Source organism: Paenibacillus mellifer, assembly GCF_023195895.1.
Lineage (GTDB): Bacteria > Bacillota > Bacilli > Paenibacillales > Paenibacillaceae > Fontibacillus > Fontibacillus mellifer.
On sequence record NZ_JALPRK010000006.1, the window covers coordinates 88,240 to 103,321 of the forward strand.

Consider the following 15,082-nt stretch of genomic DNA (forward strand, 5'->3'; position numbering starts at 1 on the left):
GCGATTCGATGGGGTAACCCACTCCTATCCTACCGTAAAGGGTGTATCGCATATGAAGCGGATCCGAATGTTGTTGATAATAACAGGCATGCTCGTGCTTTCGATGCTAGCGGGGTTAGGCGCTACGTCAGTCGAAGCGGAACGAAGGGTGGTCCGTTACCAGACGGAGCTGGATTATCCTCCCTATAAATTTAGCCAGAACGGGTTTGAAATGGGCTTCGATCTGGAGTTGACTCAACTGATCTTTAAGGAGCGGGACTACACGTTGGTATATTCCGCCTCCGATTGGAAAGAAGCTTACCAGGCGCTGGTCGATGGCTCGGCGGATACGGCCGGTTTAATGGCGGTTCAGGAGAATCGGAAACGAGATGTGCTTTTTTCCAAACCGGTCATGCGGACCTCCATAGGGGTTTATGCCGGAGATCGTCTCCAAGGCAAGCTGGGAACAGCTGATTTGAATCAATATACCGTTGGTGTGGGCGCGGGGCAATATTCCGAAGAAATTCTTAAGTCGGAAGCCGGCGTAAGGTCTTACCATACATACCCTACCGTGGAAGCAGCGCTCCTGGCTTTAGAACAGGGAGACATCGACCTGTTGTTTGAGAATGAGAACGTCGTTGATTATTTGATCGTGAAGCGGGAAATGACCGGAGAAGTTCATAAGGTGCTGGAGGATCTTTATCCCCGGGATGTGGCTTATGGAATCAGCAAAAAATCACCGGAGCTGGTCAATTATATCAACAACCGAATGGATGACCTGAAACGGTCGGGAGTCTATGAGGAGCTCTACCTGAAATATTTCTTCACCCACTCGGAATCGTTCTCGAATGCGTTGCGAAATCGCCTTATCCTAGTCGGCGGTTTGTTCGTCGGAGGGGTGGCGGCGAGTTATTGGCTAATCCGGGCTTATATCATCCGTCTGCGGCGCACGATTCACGGAGAACGGGGATTTTCCAAGGAAGTGCTGGATCATACCAACCTATTTATTTGGGCGGTGCAAAGCGACCGGACTACAGTGCGCTTCAATCGATACGCCGAATGGATCACAGGCATCCGGGAAGGAGAGGCGGTTGGACGGTCCTATACGGAGCATCCCTTGCTGCAACATGCCTGCCGGGAGCTAATTCCTTTGTTGGACCAGGCATTATCTCATCGCTTCGTAGATAACCAGGAGCTTAACCTGTTCTGTGCTTGTCAAGGGAAGGCGAAAGCGTTTTTGTTCCGCACGGCGGTGATTCCCGGGCTGCAGGGCGATCAGGACGTCTTCATCATGACCGGCGTGGACATCGAGGAACGCAAGCAATTCGAGAACAAGCTTCATCAAAGCTATCAGGAGCTCGAGTCGGCAAATCTGGAGTTAACCGCCACCCAGGAAGAGTTGAGGGAGAACTACGACAAGCTGCTGGAGAACCAGGAGAGGCTGCGACGAAGTGAGGAACGCTATCGGCTGGTCGCGGACGCCTCTAACGGCGGGATCTGGGAGCTGGATCTGGAGCGGAATCGCCGGTATTACTCGCCAAGGTGGTTTGAGCTACTTGGGTACAGCCAAGAGGACCTGATTAGCACCGAGATGCTGAAGCAGGTGATTCACCCCGACGATACCCCGAAAATTCAGCAGGAGATCACGGCACTACAGGCAGGCGACAAAGAGGTTTTCGAATGCGAATACCGTTTGCTCTGTAAAGACGGGGAATATCGTTGGTTCCTGGGTCGGGGAAAAGCGTTGTTCAATGAAGAGGGGCGTGCCTATCGGATGGTGGGCTCGAATATTGAGGTGCACCAATTGAGAATGTACCAGCAGCGGATGCGGCATCTCGCTTATTACGACGCGCTTAGCGATTTACCGAATCGGTTGTATTTGCTCGAAGAAATGGATGCCCTGGTTTCTAGGGAAGACGCTAAAGCGGCCTTATTTTTCGTCGATACCGATAATTTTAAGTTCATTAATGATACGCTGGGCCATAAATTCGGCGACCGTCTGCTGATGCAAGCCAGCTCTCGCTTAACCTCCCTGATCGGGGAGAAGGGGATGTTATTCCGGTTGGGCGGGGATGAATTCGTGATATTGATGAAGGATGTGGAGGAGGAGCAGGCGACATCTCTGGCGGATAAGCTGCTTCAGGGCTTCAAGGAGCCGTTTCGGATCGACGAAAGCGATCTGTTCGTGTCGGTCAGCATTGGGATTTCGTTCTACCCGCAAGACGGCCGCACTCCGGAAGAAATTCTCAAGAACGCCGACGTGGCGATGTACGCAGCCAAAGAAGCGGGGAAAGGCAAATACGTCGTTTTCGAGCCGGTATTTTTGCAAGCGTTTAATGATCGGGTACATTTGGAAAAGAACTTGCGGCAAGCGCTGACACGGGGCGAGTTTACCATCCACTATCAACCTCAACTTGGGGTGCGTGACGGCCGCATTTGCGGCTTCGAGGCGCTGATTCGCTGGAACAGCTCGGAACTCGGCTACGTCTCTCCTTTATCCTTCATTAAGATCGCCGAGGACAGCCGCCTGATCGTACCGATCGGAGATTGGGTGCTGGAGGAGTCGTGCGCCTTCGCCAAACGTTTGGAGGAAGAGGGGTTCGGGAGGTACAAAATCGCCGTCAACATCTCCGTTGTCCAGCTCCTCGAAGAGGATTTCGTTGGCAAGGTGCTGCGCATCCTACAGCAGACTGGCTTGGCGCCGGAGTGTCTGGAGCTGGAAATTACCGAGTCCATGATCATGGAGACCGTAGATTCGCTTGCACCTAAGCTGAATGAATTGAAAGCTCTGGGTATTCAAATTGCTTTAGATGACTTCGGTACGGGTTATTCTTCCCTCGGGTCGTTGAAGCAAATGCCAATTACGACATTGAAGGTGGACAGGTCGTTTATCGAGCATTTGCCGGATCAGGACGACAGTCGCTCCCTTGCCAAAGCGATCGTACTCATCGGCCGCAAGATGGGGCTGCAGGTTGTCGTGGAAGGGGTAGAGACAGAGCAGCAAATGCAGCATGTCCGGCGCGCCAAGTGTGATATTATTCAGGGGTATTATATCAGCAAGCCGCTTCAGGAGACCGGCGTCCGTGAATTGCTGCGGAGTTATCGGCCCGATGTAATTTAAATAATAACCCGCAGGCGTGTTTAGATACACGATCCTGCGGGTTATTTACTTTAAATCAAAGCCCGGCTGAGGGGCTGCCTTCCTGTGCGAGGGCGGGATCCGGTTCGCTGAGGAACATGGTGATTGGCATAGAAGCCGCGCCCAGCGCCGTTGAACGGATGCCTAGATTGGCGAAGGCGACCCCGCTCTTCTTCCGGTGATAGGACAAGCTGCGATTCTCGATGGTGCGCAGCATGGCATCTTGCAGCAGGTCTCCGGCAAGCGACAGGCGGTTACCGATCACGATTAACTCTGGATTCAGGATATTGACCAGGTTGGCCAATCCAACGCCAAGCCGGGCGCCGATTTCATCCAGAAGTTGAACGGCGCGAGGTTCACCGCCGCGGGCAAGCTGGATGATCTCCTCCAGATCCAGGTGCGAGTCGCTCCACAGTTTGGCAGCCCGATCGAGCAGTGCCTTCTCCGAGGCTAACGTCTCCCAACAGCCGCGGTTGCCGCAGCGGCAGAGCGGGCCGTTCTCGGCGACCGTCATATGGCCGACCTCGCCGGAGAAATTGGACGTGCCGCGATACAACTCGCCGCCGACGATGATGCCGGAGCCGATACCGATACCAATACTCAGGTATATTAGATTTTGAGCCTCACGGCCGGCGCCGTAGAGCTTCTCGCCAATGGCACCGGCATTGGCCTCGTTATCTATATGCAGATTGGGCCCGAATTCGGAGGCCAACGATTCGTACAAGTCAACCTGGTTCCAGTCCAGGTTAGGCGCCGATACGACGCGGCTTTTGTCGTCGACGAGCCCCGGCACCCCGATCCCGATCCCAACGATACCGTACGGGGATTCGGGCAGCTTCTTGCTAAACTGGCGGATCGTTTTGCGAATCTGTTCAAGCACGTGTTCAGGGGTGAAGTCGGCGAGCGGCACCGTTTTCTCCTGGAGAACGTGGCCTTCCAGATCGACGAGCACGGCCAGTAAATCGTTCACGCGAATATCGATACCGACCGCATAACCGGCGCTGCGGTTAAAATGAAGCAACGTGGGTTTACGCCCGCCGCTGGATTCGCCGGGACCCATCTCAGTAACCAGATGGCTGTCGATCAACTCGGAGACGAGGGACGATACGGTCGCCTTGTTTAATCCGATTGCGGCGGAAATATCCGCACGAGACAATGGCTGACGCTGACGGATCGTATCCAGGACGATGGTTTTATTCATTTTTTTGATGAGCTGCTGGTCGCCTGTGATTTTCATATAAACTCCCTCGTTATGCCCATGCCTCCAAGCATGGTGTATTTAGGTCTATACGCATCATAACATAAATGACCCGGGGTTCATCAATAACTTTGTTAGTTTACTAGACAAACTAAGTGGAACGTGATACGATTTAGGTGTGAAAGGCATGCTCCCATGATTAGGTGGGCATGCTACTTATAATCCACAGGATGTAAAGGCTTACTTAAAATTTAATCTCTGGCTGGGAGGAATTAGTGGTGAGTTATTTTAAGAACATTAGCAAAATTCAGTATGAAGGCGCAGGTTCCAACAATCCGCTGGCATTTAAACATTATAACGAGAATGAAGTCATCCTCGGCAAATCGATGAAAGAGCATCTTCGGTTTGCAGTTGCTTACTGGCACACGCTGACCATGAACGGCAGTGACCCGTTTGGTCAAGGCAACATGATTCGTCCTTGGGAAACGGTAAGCGGCTTGGATCTTGCGAAAGCCCGCGTAGAAGTAAACTTTGAATTCTTGGAGAAGATTGGCGCTCCTTATTTCTGCTTCCATGACGTCGACGTTTCTCCGGAAGGCGCTACTCTGAAAGAATCCAACGAGAACCTGGACGTGATCGTAGCGAAAATCAAAGAAGGCATGAAGCAAACCGGCGTGAAGCTGTTGTGGAACACGGCGAACATGTTCTCCAACCCGCGTTATGTTCATGGCGCAGCAACAACTTCGAACGCAGACGTATTCGCATATGCTGCGGCTCAAGTGAAGAAAGGTCTGGAAACGGCTCTTGAGCTGGGCGCTGAAAACTATGTGTTCTGGGGCGGCCGCGAAGGTTACGAATCCCTGTTGAACACCGATATGGGCCTGGAACTCGACAACCTGGCAAGATTCTTCCAAATGGCGATCGACTACGCGAAGGAAATCGGCTTCAAAGGACAATTCCTGATCGAACCGAAACCAAAAGAGCCAACCAAACACCAATACGACTTCGATGCAGCTACAACGATTGCATTCCTGCAAAGATACGGCTTGCAAGATCACTTCAAGCTTAACCTGGAAGCGAACCATGCGACACTGGCCGGCCATACGTTTGAGCATGAACTGCGCGTAGCTCGCATTAACAATATGCTGGGTTCGATCGACGCCAACCAAGGCGACACTTTGCTCGGCTGGGATACCGATGAATTCCCTACCGACCTGTATGCCGTAACACTGGCTATGTATGAAATCCTGCAAAACGGTGGCCTCGGCTCCGGCGGCGTTAACTTCGACGCGAAAGTAAGACGCAGCTCCTTCGAGCCCGAAGACTTGTTCTACGCTCATATCGCTGGTATGGATACCTTCGCGAAAGGTCTGAAAGTTGCCGGCAAAATGATCGAAGACAAGTTCATCGAGAATCTGCTGAACGATCGTTATGCTACCTTCAAGACGGGCATTGGCGCGGACATCGTATCCGGCAAAGCCAACTTCAAAACGTTGGAAGCTTATGCTTTGGAGCACAGCCATATCGTCAACAAATCGAACCACCTCGAGCTGGTTAAAGCTCGCCTGAACGAATACATCTTCGGCACGAAATAAGCGTAAAGATACGTTTTGAACAACTTTTCCAAAAGGGGACGCCTGCCGTCCCTTTTTTGGTATAAGGGACATGCGAAGGGAGAATATCGCGATGAAATATGTAATTGGCATTGACCTGGGGACCAGCTCGGTCAAGACGTTGCTCGTGAACCAAAACGGGGAGATCGCAGGGGAGGCGTCGGCGGCTTATCCGTTGATTCAAGAGCGTCCCGGATTCAGTGAGCAAGATCCCGAGGAATGGGTAAAAGGAACCTTAGCTTGCTTGAAGCAATTGTTGAAGGAAAGCGGCGTAACGGCTGGGGACGTGGAGGGCGTGTCCTTCTCCGGTCAAATGCACGGACTGGTCCTGTTGGATAAGCAGAACAACGTGTTGCGCAATGCCATCCTGTGGAACGATACACGGACCACGAAGCAATGTCGTGACATTGATGCAAAGCTGGGCAGCAAACTGCTCGACATTACGCGTAACGCCGCACTGGAAGGTTTTACGCTGCCGAAGATCCTCTGGGTTCAAGAGCATGAGCCGGAGTTGTTTGCCAAAGCTGCGCGGTTCGTGCTGCCGAAGGATTACTTGCGTTACCGCATGACCGGCCAAGTGCAAATGGAAATCTCCGATGCGGCGGGAACGCTGCTGCTTAACGTGCCGGAAGGTCGTTGGAGCGAAGAGATCGCAACGGCCTTTGGGCTTCCTGCCGGTTTCTGCCCACCGCTAGTGGGCAGCACCGAGAGCACCGGCACGCTGCTGCCGGAGTTTGCCGCCGAGTCCGGCCTGTCGGCCGGCACGAAGGTGTTCGGCGGCGGTGCCGATAATGCCTGCGGCGCGGTTGGCGCGGGCATCGTTCGCAAGGGCGACGCGTTGTGCAGCGTCGGGACATCCGGTGTGGTGTTGACGTACGAAGAAGACAAGAACAAGGATTTTGCTGGCAAGGTGCATTTCTTTAACCATGCGCATCCGGGTGCTTTTTACGCCATGGGCGTGACGCTGGCTGCAGGGTATTCCTTGAGCTGGTTCAAGGAATCGCTGGCACCCGAGCTTAGTTTTGACGAGCTGCTGAAGCCGGTCGGCGATATCGCGCCGGGTTCGGAAGGGCTGCTGTTCACCCCGTATCTGGTCGGGGAACGTACGCCGCACGCGGACAGCGTGATCCGCGGTAGCTTCATCGGCTTGTCCGGCACGCACCGCCGGGAACACCTGGCCCGCGCGGTGATGGAAGGGATCACCTTCTCGCTGCAAGAATCGTTTGACCTGTTCGGCGCAGCCGGCATTGAGGTCGAACGCGTCATCTCCATCGGCGGCGGCGCGAAGAATCCGGTTTGGCTGCAAATGCAAGCCGACATCTTCGGCAAGCCGGTTGTGGCGTTGAAGAACGAGCAAGGCCCGGCGATGGGTGCGGCGATGATGGCCGCCGTCGGCAGCGGCTGGTTCGGCAGCTTGAAGGAATGCGCCGACGCCTTCATCGGCTACGCGAAGACATATGAACCGATCCCGGCGAACGTGGAGAAATATGCTCGACTCTTCAAGCTGTACCAGCAGGTTTATGCGGCGACCCGTTCGCTGAACGAAGGGCTGCAGGAATTCCGCGGGTAAGTTTTTCGGACTCGGATCGATCCACTATACATGAGAAGCGCCTGTTCCCACGAGGAGCAGGCGTTTTAAATTTGAAAATGTTGCATTTCTTACAACATTTTGAGCCGAAGCGCCTGGCACATCTGTAAATGTTGCATTTTGTACAACATTTTAGTGCATCTTCGGTTATCACAAGCGAAAATGTTGCAGGAAATACAGCAATTCAGCTCATTCGAGGCATTCAGGCCCTCAAAAGTTGCACTTTTTGCAACATTCTAGCGCATTCGCCGCATTACGGGCAGCCCGGAGCTTGCGACCACCCCGCCAAGAACGGCTAATCCCATGTAGCCCCAAAGGCATGGTATAATTGACCTTGCACGAGGAGGGAAGACATGTTCATTCGGAACATTTACCGGAATTACTTCAAGAACAATTTGTTCATGAAGATCATCTTGTTTTTCTCGGTGATCACGATCGTTACGATCATTACGTTTTCCTATTTAATGTTCATGTTTATGTCGGAGTCCGCGGTGCAACGGCAGTTGGACGTCCAGAAGCGGGCGATCGAAAGCGTCAGCGATTACATCGGCGGCAAATACGACTCCGTACAGTCTATGGTGCGGGACATTTATCGAGACGAGGAGCGGGCCTCGAACACTTCCTTTTTCCTGGAGCACCCGTATCAGGATTACGTGAATTACCGCCTAGACCGATTCTATATGGAAAATAGTTCATCTACGGATACCGTGTTGTATTTCCGCAACGTGGTCGATGACGACCCGGATATCCGCAGTTTGATGTTGTATAGCGCGGATCTGCAGCAGCTGTATGTCTTTGGCAGCGATAAGCAGTTTAAGATTATCCCCACCAATCAGGCCCGATCCTTCGTGCCGGATGTGATGTATCAACAGGAAGGGATGAATGTGGGAACAGCTAACATCTGGGTGCGCAAAACGGTGGGTTTACCGGATACTCCAATGTATTCGGTTCGCATCCCGCTCAATAATAAGCTAACGCTCCGCAACATTGGGCAATTGGACGTTTACTTCGATACAGCGAATGTGTGGGGCAGTTTGGCAATGTACAGGGAAGAGCTGAAAGGTTCAATTCTGGTCTTGTCCGCGGATGGTAACGTGTTGTTCGATACCTCCGGAACGTATTACGGCCGGAAATACCCCTATACCGAGCAAATTAACTCAATGTATGACACTGGGGTGCTGGGCAACGGGCTGATCGCTACTAAGCTGACGCAAAGTCAGGGGGGATTCACGGTGCTCAGTACCGTCCCGAAAGAGGAGTTGGCCAAAACCTATCAAGGACTCCGCAATACGATTTTGACGATCAGTTCCATTTGCATTTTGTTTGCCATTCTAATCCCGGCATTATTCATCAGCAATTTCGCCAAACGTACGAACGGCATAATCCGGTTTACCCGGAGAGTTCGTAATGGCGACTTCACGGCGCGGATCGCCGACGTACGGGAGGACGAGCTGGGGCAGATTTCGAAGAGCTTTAACGACATGCTGGACGAGCTCAATTTGTACATCGACCGGGTGTTCAAAGCGGAGATCAAACAGCAGCAAACGGAGCTTGTTGCGCTGCAGGCGCGGATCAACCCGCATTTTCTCTACAATACGCTGGAGGTCATCCGCATGCGGGCGATATCCCAAGGGGCCCGGGATGTGGGCGAAATGATCTACAGCTTGTCCGTCCTGTTCAAGAGCATGGTACAGCAGAAGAAAAACTACACGCTGAAGGACGAGCTGGAAGCCTGCCGCTTGTATCTGGAATTGTTCCGCATCCGTTACAAGGATCGTTTTAACTATGAAATTGAGGTCGAACCGGCGCTCTACGGCAAAGCGCTTGTCAGGCTGTCCCTGCAGCCGATCGTGGAGAATTACATCGTCCATGGGATACAAACGGACCATTTTGATAACCGGATCACGATCGAAGTGCGGGAAGAAGGAGATACCCTGATCGCGGTGGTACATGATAACGGGAAAGGCATCGAACCGGACCGGCTTACGGAAATCCGCCGGGAGCTGGAGCGAGAGGAAGAAACCGGGCAAATGTTCGGTTTGCGCAGTGTACACACGAGGTTGCGTTTCTTGTATGGTCCAGCTTACGGGATAGAGATCGACAGCGTGCCTGGCTCAGGGACTACCATCACTGTTCGTTACCCCAATCAGGAAGGAATGGAGGGCGAAGATGTATAAGGTGTTTATCGTCGACGACGAACCGTTTATTATCGAAGGTTTATATGATATCGTCGACTGGCCGCAGTTTGGTCTCGAAATCGTTGGGCATGCGGAGAACGGACAGAAGGCGCTGGACGCTTTGGGTTCAACGCCGGTTGACGTATTGATTACAGATATCTCCATGCCGGTGATGAACGGGTTAACGCTGATCTCCGAAGCGAGGAAGCTGCACAAGGAACTGAAAGTGATTATTTTAAGCGGGTTTAACGAGTTTGATTACCTCAAGGAAGGCATGAAGTTAGGCATCGAAAACTACCTGTTGAAACCCATTAATCTGGAGGAACTGGAGTCGACGCTGCGCACCACGGTGCAGAAGCTGGATAGCGTACAGTCAGACGGTCTGTATGACGCCTATGATGTCCAGATTCTGAAGGATAACACGTTGTACCGCTGGTTAAACGGGCAAATCGCTGCTTCCGAATTTGAGGAGCGGGCCGAGCTGCTCGGACTGTACTTACAGGGGCCTTGCGCTGCAGTTGCTGTATTGCGCACGAATGGGAGTCCGGGCGAAGTATTCGAACGAACCGAATGTTACCTGAACATGCAGCGGGGAATCACCTTATTCCGCGATGTGGACGGCGATATTGTGATCGTGGGCTCCCTCCCTCAAGGAGCGGTGGAGAAGAGGACATTTGCGGAGCTGATGGAGAACCTGTCTCTAGAGCTGTCTGTCATGAACCGAACGATCCAAATCGGCGTCGGCAGCGCGGGCCGGCTTCCTGAGGCGGCTTCACTCAGTTACAAGGAAGCCAAGCGCGCCCTAGAATATTATTTGATTTATCCAGATCGGCGTACCATTGAATACAAGCAACTGGAAGGCGACCGCGGCGGTAACAACGTGCTGGAGAGCGGTTATCCGCTGGCATGGGAGGAGTACGCCAAACTGATTTTGGCTAAAGATAAAGAAGGGTTGAAGGAATGCATTCGCCGTGATTTCGAACAGTTGAAGCAGTTGGAGGGCATCCGTCCCGAGGATTTACAGAACGCGGCACTAGAGCTGGTGGTCCGCTTTAAAATGGAGCTTCAGCACATCAAATATACGGAAGAGACCGACTTGTTTAAGAGAGCGCTCCAAAGTGTGCAACGCTGTGAATCGTACCAGGGACTGATTGAAATCCTTGAAGGCCTGGCGGACGAGACGGTCTGCTCCCTGCTGCAGGATGCTAAAAATCCGGTCGTGCATCAAGTGCTGACTTACATCGAGACACATTATGCCGACGAGCTGTCCCTGAAAACATTAGGGGGACAATATCATATTCATCCGGTATATCTCGGTCAGCTATTTCACAAGGAGACCGGCGTCTCCTTTGCCGAGTACATTAACAAGTACCGAATTGATAAGGCGAAGCAGCAATTGAAGAACACCAATCTCAAGGTGCACGAAATCGCCCGGAACGTAGGATATTGGGAAATCGGCTATTTCTACAAACAGTTTCGAAAATACGTGGGGATCTCTCCCACCGACTTTAAAGCACTGCATTAGTTATGAAGGGGATGGGTACCCTGGATCAGGGAGATTTTGGCCTGCCGGAAAGGTAGGTTTTCCTTGGATCCGGGGTATTGTCCTTTTCTTTAATTTGTACAATGATTTTTTAAGTTTATCTTCTTTTTGTAACGGCTTTCATCCGGTAAGGTTAAGTTAGTTAAACAAAACAAAAAGAGCTTCAAAAGGGAGGATCAGCATGAGTAAAAACAAAAGAAGTTTTTCTTTCGTACTTGCCACTCTGATGGCTTTAGTGCTTGTTCTGAGCGCATGCGGCGGAAACAAGAACGCTGAAAGCAACAATGGCTCGGCAGCAGGCAACTCGGAAGAAACGGTCAACCTGATTTGGTACACGATCGGGACGCCTCAAAAAGACGTAGACCGCGTTATGGAAGAAGTCAGCAAATACACCAAAGAGAAAATCAACGCAACGATCACTATGAAAATGATCGACTGGGGCGATTACACACAAAAAATGCAAGTTAACGTTGCTTCCGGTGAGCCGATGGACATCGTCTTCACTTCCGCCGGTGGTTTCGACTACGTACAAAACGCCAGAAAAGGCGCATTCCTGGAGATTGACGATCTGCTCGAGAAATACGGACAAGATCTGAAGAACGCGATCGATCCGGCCTTCCTGGAAGGTTCCAAAGTCGACGGCCATAACTACGGCATTCCTGCCAACAAAGAATTGCCTCAACAAGAAGTATGGCGCTTTAACAAAACGTTGGCTGACAAATACAACGTAGACATCACCAGTAGTCGTTCCTTGGAAAGCATCGAGCCATTGCTGAAAACAATCAAGGAAAACGAACCAGGCGTAACGCCTTTCGCAATGGACAAGAACTACGTTCCTTACGTGCCTTATGATTACGTCATCCAGAACCTGCCGATGGCTGTGAAACTGGATACTACGGATTATAAAATCGTTAACATCCTGGAAACACCTGAAATGCAAGCGGCTCTGAACCAAATGCACAAGTACTATCAAGCAGGTTATGTAGCTCCTGAAGCTGCAACCACCGGTTCCACCAGCGACCTGATGACTTCCGGCCAATGGTTCATGGACCGTGCGCAAACTCAACCACTCGCGGACAACCTGTGGTCGGCAAGCTATGGTTACCCTGTAGTTTCCACACCGGCAAGTGACGCGATCATCACGAACACTTCCGTACAAGGTTCGATCATGGCGATCTCTGCAAACTCCGAACATCCGGAGAAAGCAATGGAATTCCTGAACCTGTTGAACACCGATCCGGTGTTGCGTAACATGGTTGACTCCGGGATCGAAGGCGTTCACTACAACAAGCTTGACGACACGCACTACGAAAACCTGGCAGAATCGAAAAACTACGACATGCCGTCTTACTCTTTGGGCAACAACATGCTCCTTTACTTGAACCCGAACGATGCAGACGACAAATGGGAGCAATTCAAGAAGTTTAACGCAGAAGGCGTCAACTCGCCGATCCTGAGCTTCAACTTCGACAGCACGAAAGTAGCAACTGAAATGGCTGCCGTGCAAAACGTGAAAGAACAATTCTGGTCCTCGTTGATGACGGGTACGGTTGATCCGGCAGATTACTTGCCGAAAGCCATCGAAAAATTCAAAGAGGCCGGCCTTGATAAGGTCATTGCTGAAGCCCAAGCTCAGCTCGATGCCTGGAGAGCTGCGAACAGCAAGTAACAATTAAAGAAACAGTAAGGGATCGGGCGGGTGATAGTTGCGCCCGATCCTTTTTCATTATTTTTTCGACAGGAGGGGAACATCATGGCTACATTTTTCAAAAACCTGCTCAAGAATAAAGTCATGTTATTTATGGTGTTGCCGGGTGCCGTCTGGTTTTTCTTTTTCTCGTATCTTCCTTTGGTCGGTACCATTACGGCGTTTAAGCAATACCGTTTCAATCGTGACGGCTTCTGGGCAAGTATTGCGAAGAGCGAATGGGTTGGCTGGGACAACTTCAAGTTCCTGTTCAGCACCAACGATGCGTTTACCATTACCCGCAACACGTTGTTTTACAATCTAGCTTTTATTTTCATTGGACTCGTCCTTTCCGTCGCGATGGCGATCCTGCTGTCTGAGTTGGTCGGCAAGACGATGGCCAAAGTGTATCAAACCGGGATGTTCCTGCCTTATTTCCTATCCTGGGTTATTGTGGGTTACTTCGCGTTCAGCTTCCTGAGCATGGACCGCGGGATGATCAACCAGATTCTGGGCTGGTTTGGTATGGAACGGATTAACTGGTATTCGGAGCCGAAATATTGGCCTTATATTTTGATTTTCGTCAATCTATGGAAAACGATTGGTTACAACAGCGTAGTCTACTTGGCTTCGATTATGGGGATCGACAGATCGCTTTACGAGGCGGCGATGATCGACGGAGCCACCAAATGGCAGCAGATTAAGAACATTACGATTCCCCTGCTCTCCCCAATCATTATTATCATGACGCTGCTTGCGGTAGGGCGGATCTTCTACGCCGACTTCGGCTTGTTCTACCAAGTACCAAGAGATTCGGGCACACTCTATCAAGTTACCAACGTCATCGACACTTACGTATATCGCGGTCTGAAAACAACCGGGGAAATCGGCATGAGTACGGCGGCCGGCCTTTATCAATCGGTGGTAGGCTTCGTTCTCGTCATGGTTTCCAACTACATCGTGCGCAAAATTGATAAGGACAGCGCTCTATTTTAAAACAGCTGAAAGGAGTGTCAGAGTATGGCGGAGCTTGCTAGAAAAAACAAAGATTTTCATAACGTCTCCCGCGGCTGGAACGCCGTCTTGCACCTGATCGCAGGCATCTTCTCTTTCTTGTGCGTGTTCCCTTTTCTCTTCGTCGTTATTATTTCCTTCACGGATGAAAAAACGCTGGCAACGGACGGCTATCGGCTGATTCCTGCGAAATGGAGTCTGGAAGCGTACCGCTTCGTATTTGAGAGCGGCGATTCGTTGCTTCGTTCCTACGGAGTAACGATTCTGGTCACGCTGGTGGGTACCGTGATCAGCTTGATCATGATCTCGCTGTATGCTTACGCGATTTCGCGGAAGAGCTTCCGTTACCGGAGATTTTTCTCCGTATTTGCCATCGTTACGATGCTCTTTAACGGCGGGATGATCCCGACTTATATGGTGGTATCCCAGTTGATGGGTCTGAAAGACACATTGTGGGCGCTGATATTGCCGCTTGCGATGAATGCATTTTATATCATGATTTTACGTACGTTTTATAGTACAAGCGTACCGGAAGCTGTTATCGAATCGGCCCGGATTGACGGTGCTGGCGATTTCTATATTTTCCTCCGCATCGTGTTGCCGCTGTCGCTGCCGGGTCTCGCTACAATCGGCTTGTTCAGCACCTTGGGTTACTGGAACGACTGGTTTAACGCGTTGCTGTATATCGACAATCCGAATTTGGTGCCGCTGCAATCGATGCTGATGCGGATCGAATCGAGTATTGCCTTTATTCAGCAAAACTCGCAAAATAGCTCGCTAAGCTTGCAGGCCCTGTCGTCGATTCCGCAGGATACGTCCCGGATGGCGATGGTTGTGCTGGCGACATTGCCAATTATTTTTGCATATCCGTTCTTCCAACGGTATTTTGTACAAGGACTTACGGTAGGCGCTGTCAAAGAATAAATATAGCGGTGGTTCAAAAATTGCCTTTTGATCACGAAGTAGTACCAAGTAGTTTAATCGGCATCGAATCTTGAATTCAGCCGGGCCTAAAGCGTAGGCTTCCGAAGAATGTTTCCTGCGGAAACATTTCAGTTGCTCACGTAGCCTCCAGCTACGCCGCGCTACTCAGTCCCTAGCTTCATCCAACCTTCTCGGTGCTGAAAAGTCAATTTTTGAACGT

General features: G+C 51.4%; 9 protein-coding genes. 8 read left to right on the forward strand and 1 reads right to left on the reverse strand.

The genetic code is table 11. The features are described 5' to 3' along the window. Nucleotides 1-52 precede the first annotated feature (52 nt). A complete protein-coding gene (locus M0651_RS08840; protein ID WP_248551478.1) occupies nucleotides 53-3,100 on the forward strand; it encodes an EAL domain-containing protein in 3,048 nt (1,015 codons plus the stop codon). 55 nt (nucleotides 3,101-3,155) lie between these two features. Here the strand turns inward: M0651_RS08840 and M0651_RS08845 are convergent, their stop codons facing one another. After that, the gene (locus M0651_RS08845) at nucleotides 3,156-4,355 is read right to left on the reverse strand and encodes an ROK family protein (protein WP_248551479.1); all 1,200 of its coding nucleotides are present in this window, start codon (nucleotides 4,353-4,355) and stop codon (nucleotides 3,156-3,158) included. Nucleotides 4,356-4,594: 239 nt separating this feature from the next. Here M0651_RS08845 and xylA point away from each other — a divergent pair, with 239 nt between their 5' ends. The 7 genes from xylA (at nucleotide 4,595) to M0651_RS08880 (ending at nucleotide 14,862) form a co-directional block, all read left to right on the forward strand. Continuing rightward, nucleotides 4,595-5,911 (forward strand): xylose isomerase, encoded by a 1,317-nt coding sequence (gene xylA / locus M0651_RS08850; protein WP_248551480.1) that lies wholly within the window; start codon nucleotides 4,595-4,597, stop codon nucleotides 5,909-5,911. A 91-nt stretch (nucleotides 5,912-6,002) separates the two neighbouring features. Beyond that, nucleotides 6,003-7,499, forward strand: coding sequence for a xylulokinase (gene xylB, locus M0651_RS08855; protein WP_248551481.1), 1,497 nt, complete (start codon nucleotides 6,003-6,005; stop codon nucleotides 7,497-7,499). A gap of 371 nt (nucleotides 7,500-7,870) precedes the next feature. Then, nucleotides 7,871-9,694, forward strand: a complete 1,824-nt coding sequence (locus M0651_RS08860; RefSeq protein ID WP_248551482.1) for a sensor histidine kinase — start codon at nucleotides 7,871-7,873, stop codon at nucleotides 9,692-9,694. Continuing rightward, nucleotides 9,687-11,219, forward strand: coding sequence for a response regulator transcription factor (locus tag M0651_RS08865; protein WP_248551483.1), 1,533 nt, complete (start codon nucleotides 9,687-9,689; stop codon nucleotides 11,217-11,219). Before M0651_RS08860 ends, M0651_RS08865 begins: the two co-directional genes overlap by 8 nt. Nucleotides 11,220-11,418: 199 nt before the next feature. Beyond that, a complete protein-coding gene (locus M0651_RS08870) occupies nucleotides 11,419-12,906 on the forward strand; it encodes an ABC transporter substrate-binding protein (protein WP_248551484.1) in 1,488 nt (495 codons plus the stop codon). An 84-nt stretch (nucleotides 12,907-12,990) separates the two neighbouring features. Beyond that, nucleotides 12,991-13,920, forward strand: a complete 930-nt coding sequence (locus M0651_RS08875) for an ABC transporter permease (protein WP_248551485.1) — start codon at nucleotides 12,991-12,993, stop codon at nucleotides 13,918-13,920. Between the two features lie 24 nt (nucleotides 13,921-13,944). Next, nucleotides 13,945-14,862 carry a carbohydrate ABC transporter permease gene (locus M0651_RS08880; protein WP_248551486.1) on the forward strand — a complete coding sequence of 306 codons (918 nt, stop codon included), beginning with the start codon at nucleotides 13,945-13,947 and terminating at the stop codon, nucleotides 14,860-14,862. Nucleotides 14,863-15,082 lie beyond the last annotated feature (220 nt).